This is a genomic window from Streptomyces sp. NPDC017991, from assembly GCF_044328075.1.
Taxonomy (GTDB): Bacteria; Actinomycetota; Actinomycetes; order Streptomycetales; family Streptomycetaceae; genus Streptomyces.
Genome location: NZ_JBIRGP010000015.1, coordinates 155,169 through 179,335, shown reverse-complemented (window position 1 = coordinate 179,335; position 24,167 = coordinate 155,169). Strand labels below are relative to the sequence as shown.

Genomic DNA, 24,167 nt, shown 5'->3' with positions numbered 1-24,167 from the left:
CGCGAACGTGCGGTCAGCCACGGCTTCCCGTCGAACTGCGGATCAGACGCGTGGACGACCGACTAATCCGGCACCAGCGCATCATCGCGGAGTCATCGGCGACCACCGTTCCTCACAGGTCACCCAGCTCGGGCAGATCCCTGGCACCACCCCGCCCGCCCCCCGTTCTGCCTCCCAGCCCCAGAGGCTTGGCGTTTCTCGCCGATCAGCAAGAAATGCCGGGGCGGTCAACGACTCAGGATCGAAATCAAGTTCTCAGATCTGGTTCTGCCCGCCGTCGACGTAGATGTTCGCGCCGACGATGTAGCTGCTCTGTCCGGAAGCTAGGAACGCCACCACTGCGGCGACCTCCTCAGGACGTCCTATGCGGCCCTTGGCCACGGTCGCGGCGACATTCTCCTTCACAGCGGACAGTGTCTCCTCGCCGCCGAGAATGTTGGTGAGTCCGGGAGTTTCCACCCCGCCCGGCGACACTGCGTTGACCCTGATGCCCCGGCCTTTGAGTTCGTTGGACCATGTCCGCGCGAATGACCGGACGGCGGCCTTGGACGCCGCGTACGCACCGAACGCCTCCATGCCGTTGTCGGCAGCTGTGGAGGAGATCAGGATGACCGAGGCGCCTTCATTGAGCAGCGGGAGCGCCTTCTGCACGGTGAACAGAGTGCCCCGGACGTTGACTCCGAAGGTCTGGTCGAAGTGGTCTTCGGTGGTCTGCTCCAGCGTGACGAACGCACCGACCGCCGCGTTCGCGACGAGCACGTCCAGTCCCTGTCCCCGAGCGCGGACCGCGTCGTAGAGCCGGTCCAGGTCGGCTGCCTCGGAGATGTCGCCGGCCACCGCGGTGGCCCTGGATGTTCCGATGGTCTCGATGGCGGCGTCCAACTCGGTCTTGCGCCGGCCTGTGATGAACACGTGCGCGCCCTCGTCTGCCAGGCGTGCGGCGGTGGCCAGACCGATTCCGGTGCTGCCGCCGGTGACCACAGCCGTCCTGCCCTCAAGCTGTCCCATGCGAGTGCCTCCATACCCCTCTGTACTGACCTGCTTCGATAGCCATACTTCAGGAACACCCCGGTACGGTGCATCACGTATAGTCCTTATTTCTTTACGTATCGTCCAGTAAGGAGGAGGACGTGCTCGGCTCCAGCGATCCGATCACCGACGCCATCGGTCTTCTGCACCCTCGCACCGTGATCGACCCCGGTCTCCATGCGGCAGGACCGTGGGCCCTGCGCTTCGACCAGCCCTCGCATGTCAAGCTTGGCGTCGTCGCGCGCGGCACGTGCTGGCTGACCCTTGACGGGCACAAGCCCGTACTACTGGAAGAGGGCGACTTCTACCTGCTGGGCAACCCCCCGCCCTACATCCTGGGCAGCACACTCACCGCACCATCGCGCCCCGCGAAGCCGGTGTGGGGAAGCGCCAAGGACGGTGTCGTACGCATCGGCCCGGAGGCCGAGGAAGACACATACCTCTGCGGCGGGCACTTCTCGTTCGAGGACACGAAGACCCCAGTCCTGGCCCAGGTCCTACCGCTGCTCGTGCTTGTCCGTGCCGCAGATCCCCGCGGCAAGCACCTGGCACACCTCAGCGAGCTCCTGGTCTCCGAGACCAGGACCGCCGCCGCCGGCAGCTCTCTCGTCCTGAACCACCTCGCACAGGTCCTGTTCGTCCACATGCTGCGCGCCCACGCCGAACAGGCCGATCAGCCCACCGGCTGGCTGGGAGCGCTCAACGACGACGGCATCGGTGCCGCACTTCGCGCTATGCACACCGACGCGGCACACCCCTGGACACTCAAAGAGCTTGCCGGTATCAGCCACATGTCACGTTCCGCGTTCGCCTCATCCTTCAAGGCCCGGGTCGGAACCACCCCGCTGGACTATCTGATCCAGTGGAGAATGAGCCTCGCCCGCGACGCCCTGAGCCATGGCACGCGAACGATCTCCGAACTCGCGTTCACGATCGGCTACAAATCCGAAAGCGCGTTCAGCACCGCATTCCGCCGGGTGGTCGGTTCCTCACCCAAACGATTCCGCGAAACATCGACCCGCGCGGTCAACGGCCGTCCGGATCAGGGCCACTGACCTGTACCGCGACAAGTCCCCGTACTCGAAGCCCATAGTTTGGGATCGAAATCAGGTTCTCAGGCCCGCTACCCTGACTGTTGGGCGGCGCCGTGCTGCTGGCAGGAGCTCTCCTGTGGATTCACCGCAGCGGGACCACCGGCAACGCCTTAGCCACACACCGTGTCGTCCTCCCTGATTGCCGATGGCTCCGACCACCATCGGCAGCATGCCGATCAGCAGCGCCGGGACCAACGACCCGAAGGTCGCACAAGTACACGGGTGACCAGACAGTTGCTCGACCGGCAGATCCACGCACTCAACACAGCGGGCTGCATCCGGATCTTCTTTGACAAGAAGTCCGGCAAGAACGCCGAACGCGAGGAACTGTGGAAGGCCCTCGACTACCTGCGCGAGGGCGACACCCGCGTCGTCCCGTCGCTGGACCGGCTCGGCCGTTCCATCCAGGACCTCGTCGCGATCGCGTCCGGCCTGCGCAAGCGCGGCGTCGGCTTCACCTCTCTGCACGAGGCGCTCGACACGACTACGCCCGGCGGGCGCCTGGTCTTCCATGTGTTCGCGGCCCTGGCGGAGTTCATCCGCGAACTCATCGTGCAGGGCACCAATGAGGGCCTGGACGCCGCCCGCGCCCGCGGCGCCCGGCTCGGCCGCCCGCCGGCGATGACCGAGGAGCCGGTACGTCACGTCCGTGACCTGCTCGCCCGCCCGGAGAACACCGTCACCTCGATCGCGAAGCTCCTCGGCGTCTCCAGGAACACGATCTACAACTACGTGCCCGAGCTGAAGGGCGGTCGCCTCGCACTCGCTGAGGCGACGAGCACACCGGAACTGCCCCAACCCACCAGGTCGGAGGACTGATCACCGCCGTTTGCGGCTGGTGACAGCATTCTTACCGGCACCCCTGGTCGCAGCAGGCGTCGTCAAGCCGTTGCGGCTCCCGCCGCGCGCCGCTGTGCACCTGCCTCCTGCGAGGAGCATCATCGGGTTCTGTCGCGTTCCCGGGCCTCGCGTTCCGTGTCGAAGCCACCCCCGCGGCGGCGTCCGGCGGACGCCCGTTGATCCCGCGTTGATCGAACGTTTTTCGACGCACGACACGATCCCGGCATGCACACCGACACCGCCGCCGCCGCGCCCGACCTCTCCTGGCAGGAACAGGCACTGTGCGCCCAGACCGGCTCCGACTTCTTCTTTCCCGAGCCGGGCAGCTCGGTGCGTGAGGCGAAGCAGATCTGCGGAATGTGCGAGATGCGTTCCGCGTGCCTCGAATACGCGCTCAACCACGACGAACGCTTCGGCGTCTGGGGAGGCCTCTCCGAGAAGGAACGCCTCAGCCTCCGACGCGCCCAGATGTAGCGAACCACTGGCGAAACACTGGCCCGGCACCAGCGGCGCATCGGGAATTCCGAGTGCGTCACGGCTTCCGGCAGGCACAAGCCACCGCATGGTCCACACCCCTCGGCAGCAGGCCGAGAGTCTGCTGAACGCCCTCGATCCGCTGCCGTATCCCCTGCCTATGCGCGAACTCGCCGCAAGGGTGCGGGAGTGGGCGCAGGCGCGACCGCTGTTGGACGAGCTGGAGGTGCGCGGCTCCCACGGGCGAGGGTTCGCCGTCGTCGCGGCGGCCGTCTGCCGGGACGCCGCCGCGATCACAGTGGCCCATCTCGATCTGGACGCGGAGGCGGTGCACGTGGACGCGGCCCTGTCCCGGTGGGCCGCGCCGACGGAGGGCCGGCCGGCGCTCGCGGCCCGGACCGCCGCCGAACTCGCCGAACGGCTGGACCCGGGACGCACGAGGGCAGCGCCGAGATCCTTCTCGGCACCGCCCGGCGGCTCACCGCGCACGGCGGTCACAGCGAGGGGCTGCTCGCCGCGGCGCTCACGGTCGCACTCGGCACCCGCACGGACTGGCGGCAGCCGTGGCGAGACCGGCTCGGAGCACTGCGCCGCCACCCGGTGGCCGGCGCCCGCGACGCGGTGCCGGCCCGGACGACGGCGTACGAGTGAGAGATGCCCCCGCCCCGGCACACACGCCGGGACAGGGGCATCGGGTCGGCCGCCGCGAAGCGGATCACCCAGCCACGGCGCGGATCACACCGCGGCGGCGCGGGCCGCCATGCGGGCCTTGCGGGCCGCGAGCTTCTCGTCGAACTTGGCGGCCTCGGAGTCCAGGCCGCCCATGTACAGGCCGAGCTCTTCCTGCGCCTTGAGGCCCTCGGGGCCCAGGCCGTCGATCTCCAGGACCTTGAGGTGACGCAGGATCGGCATCAGGACGTCGTCGTGGTGGATCCGCATGTTGTAGACCTCGCCGATGGCCATCTGCGCGGCGGCGCGCTCGAAGCCGGGCATGCCGTGTCCGGGCATCCGGAACTGGACGATGACGTCCCGCACGGCCTGCATGGTGAGGTCGGGGGCCAGCTCGAACGCGGCCTTGAGGAGGTTGCGGTAGAAGACCATGTGCAGGTTCTCGTCGGTCGCGATGCGCGCCAGCATGCGGTCGCAGACGGGGTCGCCCGACTGGTGTCCGGTGTTGCGGTGCGAGACGCGGGTCGCGAGCTCCTGGAAGGCGACGTACGCGACGGAGTGCAGCATCGAGTGCCGGTTGTCCGACTCGAAGCCCTCACTCATGTGCTGCATACGGAACGCTTCGAGCTGGTCGGGGTCCACGGCGCGCGACGCGAGCAGGTAGTCGCGCATCACGATGCCGTGGCGGCCCTCCTCGGCGGTCCAGCGGTGCACCCAGGTGCCCCAGGCGCCGTCGCGGCCGAAGAGGGAAGCGATCTCGTGGTGGTAGCTGGGCAGGTTGTCCTCGGTCAGGAGGTTCACGACGAGCGCGATACGGCCGAGCTCGGTGACCTTGGACTGCTCCTTGCCCCAGGCCTCGCCGTCCTCGAAGATTCCGGGGAAGTTGCGGGCGTCGGACCAGGGCACGTACTCGTGCGGCATCCAGTCCTTCGCGACCTTCAGGTGCCGGTTGAGTTCGGTCTCCACCACTTCTTCCAGCGCGAACAGCAGGCGCGCGTCGGTCCAGTCGGAGGACGGGCTGCCGAGATGGGGAGAAGTGATCGTCACGGGGGCTCCAGGGGGACGTGATTGCTGAGCGGTACAACAAACCTACGGCATCGTAGGCTACGTATCCGTAGGTTACGGTGCCGTAGGTTAAGCGCGCTGTAAAGAGCCCTGATCAGCAACGATCTCCGGGAAGATCGATTCTGCGGGCATCCGGAGGCCCCCCGTCCGGCGGACGCGCAGGTCCCGGGGCCGTACGCGCGGCCCTCGCGGGTCTCAGCCGTACAGCTCCCGCAGCCGCACCGAGAGACACGTCACACAGCCTTCGAGTTTCTCGAATTCGCTGATGTCGACGAGGACGGGCTCGTGACCGAGTGCGGCGAGCAGATCGGCGGTCTTCGGCGCGCTCGCCGCCATCAGCAGCTTTCCGCCGCCCAGCAGCACGACGTGCGAGCCGGCCTCCTCCGGCACCGCCAGGAAGCGCGGGAACAGCGAGGGGGTGTCCACCAGCGGCTCGTACCCGATGATCGTGCCGTCCGGCAGCGCGGTGACGGCCGACTTCAGGTGCAGCACCCTGCTGACCGGTACGGCGACGACCCGCGCGCCGAGCGGCTCGAACGTGGCCCGCAGCTGCTGGATGCCGGCACCGTTGGTACGCCCGCCCTGGCCCACGTAGATCGTCTCGCCGACCTTCAGGACGTCCCCGCCGTCGAGGGTGCCCGGCTCCCACACCCAGTTCACCGAGCAGCCGAGCCGGGCCACCGCCTCCTCGACGCCGGCGGTCTCGTCGCGCCGGGACTCCGCGCCCGGGCGGCCGATCAGCGCCACGTTGCGGAAGACGACCACCGCGTCCTCCACGAACACGGAGTCCGGGCAGTCGTCGGCGGGCTCCGCCTCGACGGTCTCCCAGCCGTGCGTACGCAGTGCGCTCGCATACGCCTCCCACTGTTCGAGCGCCAGGCCGAGGTCGACCGGCGTGCGCTCCAGGTGGGTGACGAGACCTTCGGCCAGGCGGGGGCTGGGACGGCGGATGAGGGCCTTCTGGCTGGGCACGTACGGGTCTCCGTCTCGGCAGGGTGTGTCCCGCACATCATGCAGCCCCTCACCCACGTCACAACAGCCCCGGCCCCGTAAGGGGCGCGGGGAACTGCGCGGCCGACCCCCACACGCCCGCAGGCGACGACGCCCCCATCAGGGGCGCGGGGAACTGCGCGGCCCACCCCCACGCACCAGCACGCGACGAACAACCGGCGCCCCCCGGAAGCGGCACCGCACCGGTCGTGAGTGCCGTGCGGCCCCGGTGGGGGCGGGCCGCGCAGTTCCCCGCGCCCCTCGAAAGCGGGGCTGCGCCCCTGCCTTCGCCCTGGGCGCGGACCCGGGCATCCCGGGCTACCCCGGCTGCCCCACCGCCTCGGACGTGGTCTCCGTCAACTCGCCGTCCAGCAACAACCACCGCGTGATCCCGATCGACTCCAGGAACGGCACATCATGGCTGGCCACGATCAGCGCCCCCTCGTACGACTCCAGCGCCGTGGTGAGCTGCCGCACGCTCGCCATGTCGAGATTGTTCGTCGGCTCGTCGAGCATCAGGAGCTGCGGTGCGGGCTCGGCGAGCATCAGCGCGGCCAGGGCCGCTCGGAACCGCTCGCCGCCGGAGAGCGTCGCCGCCCGCTGATCCGCCCGCGCGCCCCGGAACAGGAAGCGGGCCAGCCGCGCCCGGACCCGGTTGTTGGTGGCGCCCGGCGAGAACCGGGCCACGTTCTCGGCGACCGTCAGCTCGTCGTCGAGCACGTCGAGACGTTGCGGGAGAAACCGCAGCGGCACATGGGTCAGCGCCTCCCCGGACACAGGCGTCAGCTCCCCGGCGATCGTCCGCAGCAGCGTCGTCTTACCGGCCCCGTTGCGCCCGATCAGCGCGACCCGCTCGGGCCCGCGCAGATCGAAGGAGCCCGCACTCGCCCCGTACGCCAGCTCCAGGTCCAGGAGCGTGAGCACGTTACGGCCCGGCGGTACGGCCGTGTACGGCAGGTCGACGCGGATCTCGTCGTCGTCCCGCACGGCGTCCACGGCGTCGTCGAGCCGCTCCTTGGCCTCGGCGAGCTTCTCCTCGTGCATGATGCGGTGCTTTCCCGCGGACTCCTGAGCCGCGCGTTTACGCGCCCCCATCACGATCTTCGGCTCGCGCTTCTGCTCGAACATCTTCTGGCCGTACCGCTTGCGACGAGCCAACTTGACCTGTGCGTCCGCCAGTTCGCGCTTCTGCTTCTTCAGGTCGGACTCGGCGACGCGCACCATCCGCTCGGCCGCCTCCTGTTCGGTGGCGAGGGCCTCCTCGTACGCCGAGTAGTTGCCGCCGTACCAGGTGACCTCGCCGGAGCGCAGATCGGCGATCTGGTCGACCAGGTCGAGGAGTTCGCGGTCGTGGCTGACCACGACCATGACCCCGGAATAGGCCTCGACGGCCGCGTACAGCCGTCGGCGCGCGTACAGGTCGAGGTTGTTGGTGGGCTCGTCGAGGAGGAGTACGTCGGGCCGGCGCAGCAGCAGTGCGGCCAGTCGCAGCAGGACCGACTCGCCGCCCGAGACCTCGCCGATGGTGCGGTCGAGCCCGATGTGGCCGAGGCCGAGTTCGCCGAGCGTCGCCAAGGCACGCTCCTCGACGTCCCAGTCGTCGCCCACGACCTCGAAGTGCCGCTCGGACACGTCGCCCGACTCGATGGCGTGCAGCGCGGCACGCTTGGCCGCGATGTCCAGCACCTCGTCGACCCGCAGCCCGGTGTCGAGGGTGACGTTCTGGGGAAGGCGGCCGACCTCGCCCGCGACACGGACGGTGCCCTCGGCCGGGACGAGTTCTCCCGCGATCAGTTTCAGCAGGGTCGACTTGCCCGATCCGTTGACGCCGACGAGCCCGGTCCTGCCGGGACCGAAGGCCACCTGGAGGTCCTCGAAGACCGGGGTGCCGTCGGGCCAGGCGAAGGAGAGGGAGGTGCAGGTGATGGAAGTGGGGGTACTGGACATACAGGCCTCGCAGTGCTGGATGCGGTCAGGGCGACACGTATCGAGACACCGGGAGGCGGCGACGGCCGGAAGGACGGCGTCCTCCGGGGCGATCACGGAGCACGGGAAGAGCCCTGTTCCGCGGGACGGCTCGGAGCCGAGGTCGCACGCTGCGCACACACGGATACGTGTGTGACGCGGTGTCTCAAGACCTCAGACGAGCAACGTCCTTCTCCATTCGGCGACAACAGGACCGCTTTACACCGTAGGAGGGGGGTCGGCGGCTGTCAACGAATTAACGTGCCCCCGACCCCGACCCCGACCCCGACGTGCCCGCGAACTGTCCCTGGCCTCTCCCTGATCCGTCCATGATTCTCACGCCCTCGCCCCCATTCCCCCGTCCCCCATTCCCTCGCCCCCGATTCCTCCGCCCCCGACCGCTCGAAGGAGACCCCGTGCCCATCGGCCCGCTCTCGCTGCCCGCCCGTCTCTGCCTGCTGGCCTGGGACACCTCGAAGCTCAAGGTCACCAGCGCTTCCCAGCTCCCGCACCTGGTCCGGGCCGGCGCTCTCACCGAGCTGGCGCAGCGCGGACTGCTGGCCGACGCGGACGGTGTCGCCACGCCCACCGACCCGGACGGCAGGACCGGGGACGCGGCCCTCGACGGGCTCCTGGAACTCATCGAGGAGTCCCGGCCGCACAAGTGGAAGACCTGGGTCAGTCTGCGGGCGCGCATCACGCTGGACGCCGTACAGGCGCAGCTCGCCGCGGACGGATATCTGCGTGCCGAGAAGACACGGGTGCTCGGCGTCTTCCCGTCCGTGGAGTACGAGATCGGTCGCGTGGCCGTCGTGGAGGGACTGCGCGCGGAGGCCCGGCAGGTACTGGAGGGGCCGCTGCCCGTCCATGAGGTGTCCGAGCGGGACGCGGCGCTGGTCGCCCTCGCCGCCGCGGCCGAACTGCGCACGCTGGTGTCGGGCAGGGAGCGGCGGCAGTACGACGAGCGGATCGCGGCCCTGACCGAGCGCAGCGGGACGACGACCCCGGTTCTGCGGCAGGCGGTCCAGGAGGTGCGGTCGGCGGTGTCCGTGGCGATGGCGGCACCTGGGGTGCCGGGGAACTGAAACCACCGGGGAACTGAGGACGCCGGGGATCTGCGCGGGCAGCGCCCATACCCGTCCGCCGTGCCGCGCGGGAGCTGCTGGACACGGGGACGTACGACACGTGGGCCGGCGGTCCCGGTCAGGGCGAACACCTGCCCCGGGTATGCCTGCCGGACCGTCAGGACGCGCTGCCTGACCCAGTGGACGCGCTACTGACTCAGGAGAAGTAGCTGTTCAGGAGGAGCGGCTGTGCAGTGGGAGCGGCTGCTCAGCAGGAGTCGCGCAGCAGTTCGGCGAGATCGTGGTCGAGGTCCTGGTGCAGGTGCTCCAGGCCGACGGGCACCAGCTCCGTCGAACTCGCCAGGAAATGCCGTAGCTCGCCGGCGCGCACGTGGATCACGGCGGTGCCCTCCGGAGCGTGGAACTCCAGGACGATGCGGTCGTATCCGTACGGCCGCACGCGCACGTCGCCGTGGCCGACCTCCTCCTCCAGGCCGGAGGCGAGCAGCTCGCGGGCGAAGGTCCAGCACACCTCCACGCCTTCGAGCGTGGACGGGGCGGGGAAGGACATGCGGACGGCGAAGGGATCGTGCGGGTCGTAGCTGAGCGTCGCGGGAATGCTCGGCATCCGCGGCGCGGCGGCGACGAGGCGGGCCTCTACGGGCTGCTCGATAACGGTGGACAACGCCTTGCTCCCTTGTGACGTGCGGACGAACTGCGGACGGATGAGCCGGGCACTTGTAAGGACGTCGGAATCGGCCAATCCGTGCCTGCAAAAACGCATGAAGTCCTAGTGACCTCCGTCACCGCCTTCAATCACGGGAGTGATCGTTGATTTCCTGAGTGACCGCTGATGCCTCCCGGGGCATCTGGACGTGATCGGGGGAGTGGGCTAGCTTCGCCCGCCATGAGGGGCTTGGGCAAGACGCGACGCACGAGTAACAAGGGATTCACGAGGCGCCTGTTGGCCGTGGGGGTGTGCGGAGCGGCGTTCGCGGCCGCGCTCACCGGGTCGGCGCAGGCGGACGGAACCGCTGATCAGGGACTGACTAGCGCAAAACCGACGCACGGGGAGCCGTACAGGGAGCCGCACTGGGAGCTGAAGGGCAGCGGCACGGACGCGCGGTTCCGCGGCCTGGCCGCCGTCAGCCGGAACACGGCTTGGCTGGCGGGTTCCCAGGGCACCGTGCTGCGGACCACCGACGGCGGCGCGAGCTGGCGGAACGTATCGCCACCCGGGGCCGCCGAGTTGGAGTTCCGTGACGTCGAGGCGTTCGACAGCAGGCGTGCCGTGGTGCTGGCCATCGGGGAGGGCGAGGCGTCCAGGATCCTGCGGACCGAGGACGGCGGCGCGACCTGGACCGAGTCCTTCCGCAACACCGACGCCAAGGCCTTCTACGACTGTGTGACCTTCTTCGACGGGCGCCACGGCCTGGCGATGAGCGACCCCGTCGACGGGAAGTTCCGCATCCTGTCGACCGGCGACGGCGGCCGCTCCTGGAAGGTGCTGCCCGCCGACGGCATGCCCGCGGCCCAGGAGGGCGAGGCGGGCTTCGCGGCGAGTGGGCAGTGCCTGGTCAGCTCGGGCCCGCGGGACGTCTGGCTCGCCACGGGCGGGGCGGCACGCGCGCGTGTGCTGCACTCCTCCGACCGCGGTCGCACCTGGACCGCCACCGACACCCCGATCCCGGCGGGCGACCCGGCCCGCGGAGTCTTCGGCCTCGCCTTCCGCGACCGGACGCACGGCATCGCGGTCGGCGGCGACTACCGCGCCGACCAGGCCTCGCCGAAGGCGGCGGCCGTCAGCGGGAACGGGGGCCGCTCCTGGACGACGGCCGGCACGCCGCCGCCGGCCTACCGCTCGGGCGTCGCCTGGCTCCCGCACAGCCGCACCTCCGCCCTCGCGGTCGGTCCCACCGGCACCGACCTCACCACGAACGGCGGCCGCACCTGGCGCACGCTGGACACCGGCTCGTACGACACCGTGGACTGCACCCCGGACCTGGCCTGCTGGGCCTCCGGAGAGAAGGGCCGGGTGGCCCGCCTGGAACGCTGACGTTCCGGTGCCCCGGGGGCTGCCATAGGCTCGACGGCACCATGACGACGACCGTACGCATCCCGGCGGGCTGGCCCGCCACCGAAGAGCGGGCCTTGGCCGTGCAGGACGAGTTGCGGGCGCGGGTGGTCCTCGACGAACCCGGCCCGCCGCCGGGAACCGGCCGGGTGACCGGCGTCGACGTGGCCTACGACGACGCGCGCGATGTCGTCGTGGCCGCGGCCGTGGTGCTCGACGCGGCGACCCTCGCCGTGGTCGCCGAGTCCACGGCGGTCGGCCAGGTGCCCTTCCCGTACGTCCCCGGGCTGCTCGCCTTCCGGGAGGTCCCGGCCGTCATGGCGGCCCTCGAAGCGCTGCCGTGCGCGCCGGGCCTGGTGGTCTGCGACGGCTACGGGCTCGCCCATCCCCGCCGCTTCGGCCTGGCGAGCCATCTCGGTGTCCTCACCGGCCTTCCGACGATCGGGGTCGCCAAGAACCCGTTCACGTTCGCCCATGAGGAGCCGGGCGCCCCACGCGGTTCCTCCTCCCCGCTGCTCGCGGGCGAGGAGGAGGTCGGCCGGGCGCTGCGCACCCAGGCGGGGATCAAGCCGGTGTTCGTCTCGGTCGGCCACCGCGTGACGCTGGAGACCGCCTGCGCCCACACCCTCCACCTCGCACCGCGATTCCGCCTCCCGGAGACGACCCGCCGAGCGGACGCGCTGTGCCGCCGGGCCCTGAAGGCGACGACGGCCTGAGTACGCCTTCTGAGCATGCCTTCTGAGTACGTGTCATGAGTACGCGTTCTAAGTACGCGTACGGATGCCGCGGCCCGCCATGATCGACAGTCTTGGCCACATGACGACACACCGTGCTCCCGAGCCCGCCCCAGTCCCCGCCACCCAGCCCGCCGAGCGCACTGTGCTGGCAGGCCTGGCCCTCGCGGTCGTGGCCGGGGTCGCCTGGACGGCCGGCATGATCTACACGCTCCTGGACTGGCCCTTCTGACCAACTCCGAGCCCCCGCGACGGCCCGCCCCCAGGAAGGCACCCCAAAGGGGCGCGGGGAACTGCGCGCCCAGCCACGGTCGACCCGCACGGTCATCCGGCAGCAGCCATCCGCCTCCGCCCTCTGCCGTGACGGCCCGCCCCAGGAAGGCACCCCAAAGGGGCGCGGGGAACTGCGCGCCCAGCCACGGCGGACCCGCACGGTCATCCGGCAGCAGCCGCCCGCCCGCAGCCAGCAGCCCGCAGCCATACGGCTTGCCGCGCAGCACACGGCCCTCGCTGCGCAGCGCTACCGCGTGGCGGCGACGCGGAACGTGATCCCAGCCCCCCGCAGCCGCTCGATCAGCGAGTCCCCCATGGCGACAGCCGTCGTCACCTGCCCCGAGGTGGCAGGGAGCTCGTCGAAGACGAGACACAGCGCGGACTCGGCCAGCATCTTCGCGGTGTCCCCGTAGCCGGGATCCCCACCGGCCACCTCGGTGAAGACCCGCTTCCCGCCGCCCTCACCGACGAACCGCACCGAGAACCAGCTGGCGGCCCGCTTCTCCTCGCTCGGCCCCTCACCCGGCTTGAACCGCCCCGACAGCCAGCGCCGCACGGGCGGCACCTGCGCCGCCGCGAAGACCGCCCCGGCCCCGGCCACCCCGCGCACGGCCGACGGCAGCGTCTCGACCGCCGCGTAATGCCGGTAGCGGAAGTCGGGCCCGTACCGTTCCAGCGCCCGCGCGGACCGCTGCACGATCTGTGCGTCGATGGTGGGCAGCGGCAGTGCCCACGCGCCGAGTTCCTTCGCGTAGCGCGGGGGGCTCAGGGGCGCGTACGCCCGGCGTCCGACCAGGCGCGGCTCGTGCCGTTTGCGGTCGCGCGCGGCGGCGAGCACGTGCCGCCCGCGGGAGAACTGATTGAGGGCTGACGCGAAGGTGCCGCCCGAGAACATCGCCCCGACCCGCACGAAGCCGTCCACGGTCAACGGCACCCCTTCGGGGAGCTGCCGCACGGTGAAGTAGGCACCCAGGTCGTGGGGGACGGAGTCGAATCCGGCGGCGTGCACCAGCCGGGCCCCGGTCTCACGCGCGCGTGCGTCGTGCCGCACGTACATGAGGTCCACGAACTCGGGCTCTCCGCAGAGGTCCAGATAGTCGGTGCCGGCGTCCGCGCAGGCGGCGACCAGGTCCTCGCCGTACTCCACATAGGGGCCGACGGTCGTGGCCACCACGCGCGCGTGCTTCGCGAGTTCCCGCAGGGAGACCGGATCCGTGACATCGGCCCGCAGCACGGGCAGCTCCGCGCACACCGGGTCGATCGCCGCCAGGCGGTCCCGCAGCCGTTCCAGTTTCGCGGTGTCGCGGGCCGCGATCGCCCAGCGCAGCCCCTCGGGGGCGTGCGCGGCGAGGTACTCCGCGGTCAGCCTTCCGACGAACCCCGTTGCTCCGAAGAGCACGATGTCGTACGCGCGCTCGGTCCTGTCCTGCCTGCTCATGGCACCTCTCAGCCGTTCAGCCCGCGCCGTTGTCGGTGGCCGAGGCTAGCGTGAGGTACGAGGAGCCGAACCAGGACCCCGCCGCAGGGGCCGAGCAGGACCCGCACTCGCCGCCGCCCCCTCGTCCCATGGCTCCCGGCCGACTCCCGGAATTGACTGAGCGCTTGCTCGCCAGGGGCTTGTGCGAAGGGGAACGCGTTCTTAACATCACTGATGTTACATCAGTTGTGTCACAGTGTTGGGGGCTCGATGACAGCGGCGGATTCGGTGGAATCGGCGGAAAAGGCCGGAACGGCGGGGCACGGCCCGCTGACCGGGGTGCGCGTGGTCGAGCTGGCGGGCATCGGGCCCGGCCCGTTCGCCGCCATGCTCCTGGCCGATCTGGGCGCGGACGTCGTCCGTGTGGACCGGCCGGGCGGCGGGTCCCTCGCGATCGACCCCGCCTACGACGTCACCAACCGCAACAAGCGCTCGGTGATCGTCGGCCTCAAGGCAGCCGACGGCGCCGAGCGGGTCCTCGCCCTGGTCGAGCGCGCCGACATCCTCGTCGAGGGCTTCCGGCCGGGTGTCGCCGAACGCCTCGGTATCGGACCCGAGGCCTGCCACGCCCGCAATCCGGGACTCGTCTACGGGCGCATGACCGGCTGGGGCCAGGAGGGACCGCTCGCCCCGCGCGCCGGGCACGACATCGCGTACATCGCGCTGACCGGCACCCTCGGCATGATCGGCGCTCCCGACCAGCCGCCGGCCGTCCCCGCGAACCTCGTCGGGGACTACGCGGGCGGCTCCCTGTACCTCGTCGTGGGCGTCCTGGCCGCACTCCACCACGCACGCGCGACCGGCGCGGGACAGGTGGTGGACGCGGCGATCGTGGACGGCACGGCCCATCTCTCCTCGATGATCCACGGCATGCTGGCGGCCGGTGGCTGGCAGGACCGGCGCGGCGCCAACCTCCTCGACGGCGGCTGCCCGTACTACGGCACGTACGAGACGGCCGACGGCCGGTACATGGCGGTCGGTGCGCTGGAAGGGCAGTTCTACGACGAGTTCACCGAACTGCTGGGCCTCGGGGAGTACGCCTCCGCGCGCAAGGACCTGTCCCGCTGGGGCGAGCTGCGCGAGGCGGTCGCGGCCCGCTTCAGGACCCGTACGCGCGACGAGTGGACGGCGGTCTTCGAGGGCTCCGACGCGTGCGTGGCGCCCGTGCTGTCGCTGCGCGAGGCGCCGCACCACCCGCATCTCGCGGCCCGCGGCACCTTCACCGACCACGGCGGCATCACCCAGCCCGCCCCCGCACCCCGTTTCTCCGCCACCCCCACCGCCGTCCGCGGCGGGCCCGCCCTGCCCGGCTCCGGCACCGCCGACGTGGCCCGCGACTGGGACGTACCGGGCCTCCTGAAAGGCATTCCCGCACCGCAGGGCACCCCGCAACCGACGGGCGCTCCCGAACCGAAGGGCACCCCCGAATGAAGCGGCAGATCTTCACGCCCGAGCACGAGGCGTTCCGCGAGACCGTCCGCACCTTCCTCGCGAAGGAGGTGCTCCCGCACTACGAGCAGTGGGAGAAGGACGGCATCGTCTCGCGCGAGGCCTGGCTCGCGGCCGGCCGGCAGGGACTGCTCGGTCTCGCCGTCCCCGAGGAGTACGGGGGCGGCGGCAACGCCGACTTCCGTTACAGCGCGGTGCTCGCCGAGGAGTTCACCCGCGCGGGAGCCGCCGGGCTGGCTCTCGGACTGCACAACGACATCATCGGGCCCTATCTGACGGGGCTCGGCACCGAGGAGCAGAAGCGGCGCTGGCTGCCCGGGTTCTGCGACGGCTCGCTGATCACGGCCATCGCGATGACCGAGCCCGGCGCCGGCTCCGACCTCCAGGGCATCAGGGCGCACGCCGAGGACCGGGGCGACCACTGGCTGCTCAACGGCTCCAAGACCTTCATCTCGAACGGCATCCTGGCCGACCTCGTGATCGTCGTCGCGAGGACGACCCCCGAGGGAGGCGCCAAGGGCCTCTCCCTGCTCGTCGTCGAACGCGGCACGGAGGGCTTCGAGCGGGGCCGCAACCTCGACAAGATCGGCCAGAAGGCCCAGGACACCGCCGAGCTGTTCTTCAACGACGTACGCGTCCCGAAGGAGAACCTGCTCGGTGAGCTGAACGGCGCCTTCGTGCACCTGATGACGAACCTCGCGCAGGAGCGGATGGGGATCGCCGTCGCCGGGATCGCCGCCGCCGAGTACCTGCTGGAGATCACCACCGATTACGTCAAGGAGCGCGAGGCCTTCGGGCGCCCGCTGGCAAGGCTCCAGCACATCCGCTTCGAGATAGCGGAGATGGCCACCGAGTGCGCCGTCACCCGGACGTTCATCGACCGCTGCATCGTCGACCACACGGCGGGCGAACTCGACGCGGTGCACGCCTCGATGGCCAAGTGGTGGGCCACCGAACTGCAGAAACGCGTCGCGGACCGCTGCCTCCAGCTGCACGGCGGCTACGGCTACATGACGGAGTACCGCGTCGCGAAGGCCTTCACCGACGGCCGCATCCAGACCATCTACGGCGGGACGACCGAGATCATGAAGGAGATCATCGGCCGTTCCCTGCTCGGCTGACCCGCCCAGTGCCCCCGGGCTCCTCCTGAAAGGCTCACGAGTGACCACCGAAGCGTACGTGTACGACGCGATCCGCACCCCGCGTGGCCGCGGCAAGGCGAACGGCGCCCTGCACGGCACCAAGCCCGTCGACCTGGTCGTCGGGCTCATCCACGAGATCCAGGCCCGTTTCCCCGGACTCGACCCGGCCGCGATCGACGACATCGTGCTCGGTGTCGTCGGACCGGTCGGCGACCAGGGCTCCGACATCGCCCGTATCTCGGCCATCGCCGCGGGGCTGCCGGACACCGTGGCCGGTGTCCAGGAGAACCGCTTCTGCGCGTCGGGGCTTGAGGCCGTCAACCTGGCCGCGATGAAGATCCGTTCGGGCTGGGAGGACCTCGTCCTCGCTGGCGGCGTCGAGTCGATGTCCCGGGTGCCGATGGCGTCCGACGGCGGTGCCTGGTTCGCCGACCCCATGACCAACATCGCCACCGACTTCGTACCCCAGGGCATCGGCGCCGACCTCATCGCCACGATCGAGGGCTTCTCCCGCCGGGACGTCGACGAGTACGCGGCGCTGTCCCAGGAGCGCGCCGCCGAGGCCGCGAAGGACGGCCGCTTCGGCAGGTCCGTCGTCCCCGTGAAGGACCGCAACGGACTCGTCGTCCTCGACCACGACGAGCACCCGCGCCCGGGCACCACCGCCGACTCGCTGGGCAGGCTGAAGCCGTCGTTCGCGGACATCGGCGACCTCGGCGGCTTCGACGCCGTGGCGCTGCAGAAGTACCACTGGGTGGAGAAGATCGACCACGTCCACCACGCCGGCAACTCCTCCGGGATCGTGGACGGCGCCTCGCTGGTCGCCGTCGGCTCCAAGGAGGTCGGCGAGCGGTTCGGGATCACCCCGCGCGCGCGGATCGTCTCCGCGGCCGTCTCCGGCTCCGAGCCGACCATCATGCTGACCGGGCCCGCGCCCGCCACGCGCAAGGCGCTCGCCAAGGCCGGGCTGACCATCGACGACATCGACCTCGTCGAGATCAACGAGGCCTTCGCGGCGGTCGTCCTGCGGTTCGCCCGGGACATGGGCCTGTCCCTGGACAAGGTCAACGTCAACGGCGGCGCGATCGCCCTGGGCCATCCGCTCGGCGCGACCGGCGCGATGATCCTCGGCACGCTCGTCGACGAACTGGAGCGCCAGGACAAGCGGTTCGGCCTCGCCACGCTGTGCGTGGGCGGCGGCATGGGCATCGCGACGATCGTCGAGCGCCTGTAGGCACGTGAGCCCCTCCTCATCTTCGCCGGACGCAGGCCGGTTCGGCACTGCCCGACCGCACTGCCCGACCGCACCGCCGGACCGCACCCTCGGGCTCTCGCCCTCGCGGCGGACAAGACTTTGACAGCTACGGAGATCCCCAGATGACCGAGAGCACCACCATCCGCTGGGAGCAGGACGACACCGGTGTCGTCACCCTGGTCCTCGACGATCCCAGCCAGTCCGCGAACACCATGAACCAGGCGTTCCGGCAGTCGCTCACCGCGATCGCCGACCGCCTGGAAGCCGAGGTGCGGGCCGACCCCGCGGCCATCCGCGGCATCGTCCTCACCTCCGCCAAGAAGACCTTCTTCGCCGGCGGCGACCTGCGGGACCTCATCCGGGTCACGCCCGAGACCGCCCAGCAGCTCCTCGACGGCGGCCTCGCCATCAAGCGCGACCTGCGCCGCATCGAGACACTCGGCAAGCCCGTCGTCGCCGCCATGAACGGCGCGGCCCTGGGCGGCGGCTACGAGATCGCGCTGGCCTGCCACCACCGGGTCGCCCTCGACGCGCCCGGCTCCAAGATCGGCTGCCCCGAGGTCACGCTCGGCCTGTTGCCCGGCGGCGGCGGTGTCGTCAGGACCGTACGCCTCCTCGGCATCGCCGACGCCCTCCTCAAGGTGCTCCTCCAGGGCACCCAGTACAGCCCGCAGCGCGCCCTGGAGAACGGCCTCGTCCACGAAGTGGCGGCCACGCCGGAGGACATGCTGGCCAAGGCCCGCGCCTTCATCGACGCCAACCCCGAGTCGAGCCAGCCCTGGGACAAGCCCGGCTACCGCATCCCGGGTGGCACCCCGGCCAGCCCGAAGTTCGCGGCGAACCTGCCCGCGTTCCCGGCCAACCTGCGCAAGCAGACGGCCGGCGCGCCCTACCCGGCGCCGCGCAACATCCTCGCGGCGGCCGTCGAGGGCTCCCAGGTCGACTTCGAGACCGCCCAGGTCATCGAGGCGCGCTACTTCGTGGAACTGGCCGCGGGCCAGACCTCCAAGAACATGATCCAGGCCTTCTTCTTCGACCTCCAGGCCGTCAACTCGGGCGCCAACCGCCCCAAGGGCGTCGAGCCCCGCCAGGTCCGCCGGGTCGCCGTCCTCGGCGCCGGGATGATGGGCGCCGGGATCGCGTACTCGTGCGCCCGCGCCGGTATCGACGTCGTCCTCAAGGACGTCTCCGCCGAGGCCGCCGCCAAGGGCAAGGCCTACTCCGAGAAGCTCTGCTCCAAGGCCGTCTCCCGGGGGCGTACGAGCCAGGAGAAGGCCGACGCGCTGCTCGCCCGCATCACGCCGACCGCCGACCCCCAGGACGTGGCGGGCTGCGACGCCGTCATCGAGGCGGTCTTCGAGGACCCGGCGCTCAAGCACAAGGTGTTCCAGGAGATCCAGCACATCGTCGAACCGGACGCCCTGCTGTGCTCCAACACCTCGACCCTGCCGATCACCGCGCTCGCCGAGGGCGTCGAGCGGCAGGCCGACTTCGTCGGACTGCACTTCTTCTCGCCCGTCGACAAGATGCCCCTCGTCGAGATCATCAAGGGCGGGCGGACGGGCGACGAGGCCCTGGCGCGCGCCTTCGACCTCGTACGACAGATCAGGAAGACACCGATCGTCGTCAACGACTCGCGCGGCTTCTTCACCTCCCGGGTCATCGGGCACTTCATCAACGAGGGCGTGGCGATGGTCGGCGAGGGCATCGAGCCCGCCTCCGTCGAGCAGGCCGCCGCCCAGGCCGGCTACCCGGCGAAGGTGCTCTCCCTGATGGACGAGCTGACGCTCACCCTGCCCCGCAGGATCCGCGCCGAGTCGAAGCGGGCCGTCGAGGAGGCGGGCGGCACGTGGACGGCGCACCCCTCCGACGCGGTCGTCGACCGCATGGTCGACGAGTTCGGCCGCACCGGCCGCAGCGGCGGCGCGGGCTTCTACGAGTACGGGGAGGACGGCAAGCGCGCGGCGCTGTGGCCCGGACTGCGGGAGCACTTCACCCGACCGGGTGCGGAGATCCCCTTCCAGGACATGCAGGAGCGCATGCTCTTCTCGGAAGCGCTGGACACCGTCCGCCTCCTGGAGGAGGGCGTCCTGACCTCGGTCGCCGACGCCAACATCGGGTCCCTCTTCGGGATCGGCTTCCCCGGCTGGACGGGCGGCGTCCTGCAGTACATCAACGGCTACGAGGGCCGGGGCGGGTCCGGCACCGGGCCCGCCGCGTTCGTGGCCCGCGCGCGGGAGCTCGCCGAGCGCTACGGGGAGCGGTTCGCGCCGCCGGCGCTGCTGGTGGAGAAGGCGTCGAAGGGGGAGCGGTTCACCGACCGGTGACGGGGCCCTCCGGGGGGTGCGTGTTCGTCTGCGGGTCCGTCGTGGCTGGTCGCGCAGTTCCCCGCGCCCCTAAGAACGGGACTGCGCCACAGGTTTTCGCCCTTGAGGGGCGCGGGGAACTGCGCGCTCGGCCACGATGGCGCCGCAGACGAACACGCCCGACCACCCGGTATCGCTGAGTGGTACGCACCCCTTGCCCCCGTGGGGCGGAGCCCGGACGCTGACGGGCGACCGGTCCCCGTCCCCACGAGGAGCCAACGATGGGTCGCCGCCCCGCCCCCGCCCTGCTCGACATCCTGCGCGGCGAGGGCGTGGACCGCGTCTTCGGCAACCCCGGCACCACCGAACTGCCGTTCCTGGCAGCCCTCGCGGACACCGAACGGCCACCCGAGTACGTTCTCGGTGTCCACGAGGGCGCGGTCGTCTCCATGGCCGACGGATACGCCCGCGCCACCGGCAGGCCCGCCTTCGTGACCCTGCACATCGCGGCCGGCCTCGCCAACGGACTCGTCGGCCTGCTCAACGCCCGCCGCTCGCGCACCCCGCTCGTGGTGATGGCCGGCCAGCAGGACCGCCGCCACCTCCAGCAGGACCCCATGCTCAGCGCCGACCTCGTCACGCTCGCCGCACCCGCCGTGAAAGCCGCGTACGACATCCAGCACGCCCGCGACCTGCCGCTCGCGCTGCGCCGCGCCTTCGCGCTGGCCACCCGGCCGCCCGCCGGGCCGGTGCTCGTCTCCGTCCCCATGGACCTGCTGGCGGAGGACACCGAGGTCGAGGTCCCCGCCCGTACGCCGACACCCAGGCCCGCGCCGGCCGGCGGACTCGACCGGGCCGCCGTCCTGCTCGGCCGCGGTGCACGGCCCGTGATCGTCGCGGGGGACGGTGTGGGCCGCGAGGACGCGACGGCCGCGCTCGTCCGCACCGCCGAGGCCTGCGGGGCACCCGTGCACCACCAGCCGATGGCGGACCACCTGAACTTCCCGACCACCCACCCCCTGTACGCGGGGATGCTGCCACCTCGCCACGACGCGATCCGGGCCGCGCTGGACCCGTACGACACCGTGCTCGTCGTGGGAGCGCACGCCTTCACGCCGCACCACTACACCCCGGGCCCCGCGCTGCCGCCCGGCATCACCGTCGTCCAGCTCGACTCGGACCCGGACGAGATCGGCCGCAACTTCCCCGCCGACCACGGCCTCGTGGGCGCACTGGGCCCCTCCCTGGACCGGCTCGCCGAACTGCTGCCCGAGCGGATCACCGCGCACACCGCGAAGACCAGGGTGTTGCGCGCCGGCGACCGGCACACGGCCGAACGCGGCCGTACGGAATCCGCCGCGCGCGCCGCGTACTCCCCGGCGCCCCTGGCTCCCTGGGCCGCCGCCCACGCCGTGGCGCGCGGACTGCCGCCCGGCACGGCCGTCGTCGAAGAGGCCATCACCGTGGGCCTGTTGCTCCGCAGACTCGTCCACCTCGACCGGCCCGGCAGCTATACGCACACCGTCGGCGGCGGCCTCGGCTGGGGGATCGGGGCCGCGGTGGGCCGGGCCCTGGCCGAACCGGGCCGGCCCGTGGTCGCCGTCCTGGGCGACGGCTGCGCCCTCTTCGGACTGCAGGGCCTGTGGAGCGCGGCACGGTACGCGGCTCCCGTGCTGTTCGTGGTGATGAGCAACGGCGCCTACCGGACCCTCCAGGACACCTACGAGGCGAGAGGCGGCACCGGGATCTGCCCCGGCACCGAGCTGGGGCGGCTCGACTTCACCCAGGCGGCCCGGTTCTTCGGGGTCGACGCCGTGCGGGTGGGCAGCGCGGACCAGCTGCGCGAAATCGTCGCGGGGGCAGGCGAGTTGACCCGGCCGATGCTCGTCGACGTGCCCCTGCGGTAGAGGGACCGGGCGAGTCGCCGACGACTCACGACGACTCACGACGACTCACAGGGACCCGCACCTTGCCACCGGCCTCCCGGGGCCCGACCATCGGTCCATGACGGACGGTCAGGTGCCGAAGTCGGTGCTCGCGCGCGGTGCGGCGCTGCTGCGCGCCTGCGGCGAGTCGGAGGGCTCGCAGAGCCTGGCCGAGCTGTCGCTGTGCACGGGTCTGCCCAAACCGACCGTGCACCGCCTGCTGGCCGAGCTGGTCCGGCTGGGGCTCATGGAACGGGCCCCGGACGGCCGTTACCGCATCGGACTCGCGCTTTTCGTCCTCGGCCAGTCGGCGCCCTCCGCACGCGAACTGCGGGACGTGGCACTGCCGTTCCTCGGCGACCTGTACGAGGCGACGGGCGAGAACGTGCACCTGGCCGTCCCCGACGGACCCGACACGCTATTCCTGGAAAAACTCACCGGCCGCCGTGCCACGCCGATCGTCTCGCGCACCGGCGGGCGGCTGCCCGCCCACTGCACCGCCACGGGGAAGGTCTTCCTGGCCCACGACCCCCGGCCGCCCGGCCCGTCCCTGGCACGCCTCACGCCCCGCTCCCTCGTCCTGCCGGGACAGCTCGCCCGCGATCTCGCACGCACCCGTGCCCGTGGCTTCGGCGTCAACCTGGAGGAGGCCGAGGTCGGCGTCTCGGCCGTGGCGGCCCCGGTCTACGCCCAGGACCCCCGCCCCGTGGCGGCCCTCTCCGTGACCGGTGGCACCCGCCGCCTCGACGTGGACCGCGTCGGCGCACGGGTGTGCGCGGCGGCCCGCGCCCTGACACGAGAACTGTCCGCGTGAAGGGCGAGCCGGGCGGGCGGCACTGTCAACTCCGCTGACGCCCGTGCCCGTCGGCGCGCACGTCCGCCCCCGCCTGTATCGCCGCCGCCAGTTCGTGCTCCGTGAGGCGTCCGCCGCTCACCTCGCCGGTGATGCGCCCCCGCACGAAGACCAGGACGCGGTCGCAGACCTCCGTCAGTTCGGCCAGGTCGGTCGACGCGACCAGAACCGCCGCGCCGCCCGCCGCCAACTCCCCGACGATCGCGTGCATTTCGGCCCGCACGCCCACGTCGACCCCGCGCGTGGGGTCGTCGAGAACGACGATACGAGGGTCCGTGGCCAGCCATTTGGCGAAGACGACCTTCTGCTGGTTGCCGCCCGAGAGCCGGGCCACCACGTCGTGCGGGCCGCCCCGCAGGCGTAATCGCCCGGTCAAGTCGGCCGTCCGGCGGACGAGTTCGGCGCGGGACGGCATGACACCGCCCCGGCCGAGCGCCAGCCAGCTCACCGCCGTGGTGTTCTCCCACACCGTGCGGTCCGTCATCAGCCCGAACCGTTTCCGGTCGCTCGGCACGAACGCCACCCCCGCCCGGATCGCGTCGCGCAAGGAGCGCGGGAGCCCCCGGTCGCCGACGCCGACCCGGCCCGCCGAGATGGCCGAACGCCCGCACACCACAGCCAACGCGTCGAGATGGCCCGCCCCTTGCAGCCCGGCCACGCCCACCACCTCGCCCGCGCGCACGGTGAACGTCACGTCCGTCAGCCGCCCCGGGACGCACACCTCGGAGAGCACGACCGGCGGCGGCCCGTCGGCGGGGGCGCGCTCGCGGCGTACCGGAAGCGGTGGCGCGGCGCCCAGCATCGCCTTGACCAGGTCCGGTACGCCGATCTCCTCGTCCCGCACACCGGCCAGGGTGACCCGGCCGTCCCGCAGAACCGTCACGCGGTGGGCGAAGCGCATCACCTCCTCCAGGAAGTGGGTGACGTTCAGGACCGCGATGCCCCGTTCCGTGAGGGTGCGCAGGACGTGTTCGAGGCGGTCCACGGCGGCGGCGGGGAGCGCGGAGGTGGGCTCGTCGAGGACCAGGACGCGCGGCCGGCGCAGCAGAGCCCGCGCGATCTCCGTCAACTGCTGGTCGGCGAGCGGCAGTTCGCCCAGCAGCGCGCCGGGGTCGACGTCGAGCCCCAACTCGGCCAGGACCGGCCGGGACGCGCGGTCCATCGCGCCCCGGTCGAGCAGTCCGAAGCGGCGCGGCGGACGGTGGGGGAAGAGGTTCTCCCGGACCGTCAGATCGGCGAAGAGGCTCAACTCCTGGGATACGACGGCGATTCCGCCCTGCCGCGCCCGGTCGGCGAGCCGCACCGATCCCTCGTCCGGCGCCAGGGTTCCCGACAGGATCCGCACGAGTGTCGACTTGCCCGCCCCGTTCTCCCCGACCAGCGCGTGCACCTCGCCGCCCCGCAGCCGGATGTCCGCCCCGTCCAGGGCCTTCACCCCGCCGTACGACTTGACGAGTGACCGTCCGTCCAGCATGTCCCCGTGATGCAT

21 protein-coding genes are annotated in these 24,167 nt (G+C 71.4%); 14 read left to right on the top strand and 7 right to left on the bottom strand.

From position 1 onward, the window contains the following. Nucleotides 1-255: 255 nt before the first annotated feature. Nucleotides 256-1,008: an SDR family NAD(P)-dependent oxidoreductase gene (locus tag ACH4DZ_RS36240; protein ID WP_398292538.1), complete on the bottom strand. Its 753-nt coding sequence runs from the start codon at nt 1,006-1,008 to the stop codon at nt 256-258. 122 nt (nt 1,009-1,130) lie between these two features. Between ACH4DZ_RS36240 and ACH4DZ_RS36235 the strand changes: the two genes are divergently transcribed. From ACH4DZ_RS36235 to ACH4DZ_RS36220, 4 genes are all read left to right on the top strand, one after another. Continuing rightward, nucleotides 1,131-2,084: an AraC family transcriptional regulator gene (locus tag ACH4DZ_RS36235; protein ID WP_398292536.1), complete on the top strand. Its 954-nt coding sequence runs from the start codon at nt 1,131-1,133 to the stop codon at nt 2,082-2,084. 162 nt (nt 2,085-2,246) lie between these two features. Next, nucleotides 2,247-2,942 carry a recombinase family protein gene (locus ACH4DZ_RS36230; RefSeq protein ID WP_398292534.1) on the top strand — a complete coding sequence of 232 codons (696 nt, stop codon included), beginning with the start codon at nt 2,247-2,249 and terminating at the stop codon, nt 2,940-2,942. A 246-nt stretch (nt 2,943-3,188) separates the two neighbouring features. Further along, on the top strand, nt 3,189-3,437 hold the full coding sequence (locus ACH4DZ_RS36225) for a WhiB family transcriptional regulator (protein WP_398292532.1): 249 nt from the start codon (nt 3,189-3,191) through the stop codon (nt 3,435-3,437). Between the two features lie 354 nt (nt 3,438-3,791). After that, entirely contained in the window at nt 3,792-4,088 is a 297-nt protein-coding gene (locus tag ACH4DZ_RS36220) for a hypothetical protein (RefSeq protein ID WP_398292530.1), read from the top strand. A gap of 84 nt (nt 4,089-4,172) precedes the next feature. On the opposite strand, the gene ACH4DZ_RS36215 is transcribed toward ACH4DZ_RS36220, so the two are convergent. From ACH4DZ_RS36215 to ACH4DZ_RS36205, 3 genes are all read right to left on the bottom strand, one after another. Continuing rightward, nucleotides 4,173-5,153 (bottom strand): acyl-ACP desaturase, encoded by a 981-nt coding sequence (locus ACH4DZ_RS36215; protein ID WP_398292527.1) that lies wholly within the window; start codon nt 5,151-5,153, stop codon nt 4,173-4,175. 213 nt (nt 5,154-5,366) lie between these two features. Continuing rightward, on the bottom strand, nt 5,367-6,143 hold the full coding sequence (gene ddaH / locus ACH4DZ_RS36210; RefSeq protein WP_398292525.1) for a dimethylargininase: 777 nt from the start codon (nt 6,141-6,143) through the stop codon (nt 5,367-5,369). A 336-nt stretch (nt 6,144-6,479) separates the two neighbouring features. After that, nucleotides 6,480-8,108, bottom strand: coding sequence for an ABC-F family ATP-binding cassette domain-containing protein (locus ACH4DZ_RS36205; RefSeq protein WP_398292522.1), 1,629 nt, complete (start codon nt 8,106-8,108; stop codon nt 6,480-6,482). 434 nt (nt 8,109-8,542) lie between these two features. Here ACH4DZ_RS36205 and ACH4DZ_RS36200 point away from each other — a divergent pair, with 434 nt between their 5' ends. Continuing rightward, the gene (locus tag ACH4DZ_RS36200) at nt 8,543-9,211 is read left to right on the top strand and encodes a GPP34 family phosphoprotein (RefSeq protein ID WP_398292520.1); all 669 of its coding nucleotides are present in this window, start codon (nt 8,543-8,545) and stop codon (nt 9,209-9,211) included. A 247-nt stretch (nt 9,212-9,458) separates the two neighbouring features. Here the strand turns inward: ACH4DZ_RS36200 and ACH4DZ_RS36195 are convergent, their stop codons facing one another. After that, nucleotides 9,459-9,875 (bottom strand): SsgA family sporulation/cell division regulator, encoded by a 417-nt coding sequence (locus tag ACH4DZ_RS36195; protein ID WP_189772261.1) that lies wholly within the window; start codon nt 9,873-9,875, stop codon nt 9,459-9,461. 222 nt (nt 9,876-10,097) lie between these two features. On the opposite strand from ACH4DZ_RS36195, the gene ACH4DZ_RS36190 reads away from it, so the two are divergent. The 3 genes from ACH4DZ_RS36190 (at nt 10,098) to mmpA (ending at nt 12,230) form a co-directional block, all read left to right on the top strand. Beyond that, a complete protein-coding gene (locus ACH4DZ_RS36190; RefSeq protein ID WP_398292518.1) occupies nt 10,098-11,246 on the top strand; it encodes a WD40/YVTN/BNR-like repeat-containing protein in 1,149 nt (382 codons plus the stop codon). Nucleotides 11,247-11,287: 41 nt separating this feature from the next. Then, nucleotides 11,288-11,980 carry an endonuclease V gene (locus ACH4DZ_RS36185; RefSeq protein ID WP_398292515.1) on the top strand — a complete coding sequence of 231 codons (693 nt, stop codon included), beginning with the start codon at nt 11,288-11,290 and terminating at the stop codon, nt 11,978-11,980. A 100-nt stretch (nt 11,981-12,080) separates the two neighbouring features. Next, complete coding sequence (gene mmpA / locus ACH4DZ_RS36180) at nt 12,081-12,230, top strand: morphogenic membrane protein MmpA (protein ID WP_398292513.1); 150 nt, start codon at nt 12,081-12,083, stop codon at nt 12,228-12,230. Between the two features lie 288 nt (nt 12,231-12,518). On the opposite strand, the gene ACH4DZ_RS36175 is transcribed toward mmpA, so the two are convergent. Continuing rightward, nucleotides 12,519-13,709 carry a saccharopine dehydrogenase family protein gene (locus tag ACH4DZ_RS36175; RefSeq protein WP_398292511.1) on the bottom strand — a complete coding sequence of 397 codons (1,191 nt, stop codon included), beginning with the start codon at nt 13,707-13,709 and terminating at the stop codon, nt 12,519-12,521. A gap of 249 nt (nt 13,710-13,958) precedes the next feature. On the opposite strand from ACH4DZ_RS36175, the gene ACH4DZ_RS36170 reads away from it, so the two are divergent. The 6 genes from ACH4DZ_RS36170 to ACH4DZ_RS36145 all read left to right on the top strand — a co-directional run bounded on the left by ACH4DZ_RS36170 (nt 13,959) and on the right by ACH4DZ_RS36145 (nt 22,639). Continuing rightward, nucleotides 13,959-15,179 (top strand): CaiB/BaiF CoA transferase family protein, encoded by a 1,221-nt coding sequence (locus tag ACH4DZ_RS36170; protein WP_398292509.1) that lies wholly within the window; start codon nt 13,959-13,961, stop codon nt 15,177-15,179. Continuing rightward, nucleotides 15,176-16,318 (top strand): acyl-CoA dehydrogenase family protein, encoded by a 1,143-nt coding sequence (locus ACH4DZ_RS36165; protein ID WP_398292507.1) that lies wholly within the window; start codon nt 15,176-15,178, stop codon nt 16,316-16,318. Before ACH4DZ_RS36170 ends, ACH4DZ_RS36165 begins: the two co-directional genes overlap by 4 nt. Nucleotides 16,319-16,358: 40 nt before the next feature. Further along, nucleotides 16,359-17,573 (top strand): acetyl-CoA C-acetyltransferase, encoded by a 1,215-nt coding sequence (locus ACH4DZ_RS36160; protein WP_398292505.1) that lies wholly within the window; start codon nt 16,359-16,361, stop codon nt 17,571-17,573. Between the two features lie 143 nt (nt 17,574-17,716). Next, the gene (locus tag ACH4DZ_RS36155) at nt 17,717-19,921 is read left to right on the top strand and encodes a 3-hydroxyacyl-CoA dehydrogenase NAD-binding domain-containing protein (protein WP_398292503.1); all 2,205 of its coding nucleotides are present in this window, start codon (nt 17,717-17,719) and stop codon (nt 19,919-19,921) included. Between the two features lie 260 nt (nt 19,922-20,181). Continuing rightward, the gene (locus ACH4DZ_RS36150) at nt 20,182-21,807 is read left to right on the top strand and encodes a thiamine pyrophosphate-binding protein (RefSeq protein WP_398292501.1); all 1,626 of its coding nucleotides are present in this window, start codon (nt 20,182-20,184) and stop codon (nt 21,805-21,807) included. A 97-nt stretch (nt 21,808-21,904) separates the two neighbouring features. Next, on the top strand, nt 21,905-22,639 hold the full coding sequence (locus ACH4DZ_RS36145) for an IclR family transcriptional regulator (protein ID WP_398292499.1): 735 nt from the start codon (nt 21,905-21,907) through the stop codon (nt 22,637-22,639). Between the two features lie 25 nt (nt 22,640-22,664). Here ACH4DZ_RS36145 and ACH4DZ_RS36140 read toward each other — a convergent pair whose 3' ends face one another. Continuing rightward, nucleotides 22,665-24,167 carry a sugar ABC transporter ATP-binding protein gene (locus tag ACH4DZ_RS36140; protein WP_398292496.1) on the bottom strand — a complete coding sequence of 501 codons (1,503 nt, stop codon included), beginning with the start codon at nt 24,165-24,167 and terminating at the stop codon, nt 22,665-22,667.

Excerpts from the sequence above, each read along its gene's own strand:
- ACH4DZ_RS36240 (WP_398292538.1), bottom strand. The coding sequence starts at position 1,008 with ATGGGACAGCTTGAGGGCAGGACGGCTGTGGTCACCGGCGGCAGCACC.
- ACH4DZ_RS36225 (WP_398292532.1), top strand. The coding sequence starts at position 3,189 with ATGCACACCGACACCGCCGCCGCCGCGCCCGACCTCTCCTGGCAGGAA.
- ACH4DZ_RS36205 (WP_398292522.1), bottom strand. The coding sequence starts at position 8,108 with ATGTCCAGTACCCCCACTTCCATCACCTGCACCTCCCTCTCCTTCGCC.
- ACH4DZ_RS36190 (WP_398292518.1), top strand. The coding sequence starts at position 10,098 with ATGAGGGGCTTGGGCAAGACGCGACGCACGAGTAACAAGGGATTCACG.
- ACH4DZ_RS36185 (WP_398292515.1), top strand. The coding sequence starts at position 11,288 with ATGACGACGACCGTACGCATCCCGGCGGGCTGGCCCGCCACCGAAGAG.
- mmpA (WP_398292513.1), top strand. The coding sequence starts at position 12,081 with ATGACGACACACCGTGCTCCCGAGCCCGCCCCAGTCCCCGCCACCCAG.
- ACH4DZ_RS36175 (WP_398292511.1), bottom strand. The coding sequence starts at position 13,709 with ATGAGCAGGCAGGACAGGACCGAGCGCGCGTACGACATCGTGCTCTTC.
- ACH4DZ_RS36170 (WP_398292509.1), top strand. The coding sequence starts at position 13,959 with ATGACAGCGGCGGATTCGGTGGAATCGGCGGAAAAGGCCGGAACGGCG.
- ACH4DZ_RS36165 (WP_398292507.1), top strand. The coding sequence starts at position 15,176 with ATGAAGCGGCAGATCTTCACGCCCGAGCACGAGGCGTTCCGCGAGACC.
- ACH4DZ_RS36155 (WP_398292503.1), top strand. The coding sequence starts at position 17,717 with ATGACCGAGAGCACCACCATCCGCTGGGAGCAGGACGACACCGGTGTC.
- ACH4DZ_RS36150 (WP_398292501.1), top strand. The coding sequence starts at position 20,182 with ATGGGTCGCCGCCCCGCCCCCGCCCTGCTCGACATCCTGCGCGGCGAG.
- ACH4DZ_RS36145 (WP_398292499.1), top strand. The coding sequence starts at position 21,905 with ATGACGGACGGTCAGGTGCCGAAGTCGGTGCTCGCGCGCGGTGCGGCG.
- ACH4DZ_RS36140 (WP_398292496.1), bottom strand. The coding sequence starts at position 24,167 with ATGCATCACGGGGACATGCTGGACGGACGGTCACTCGTCAAGTCGTAC.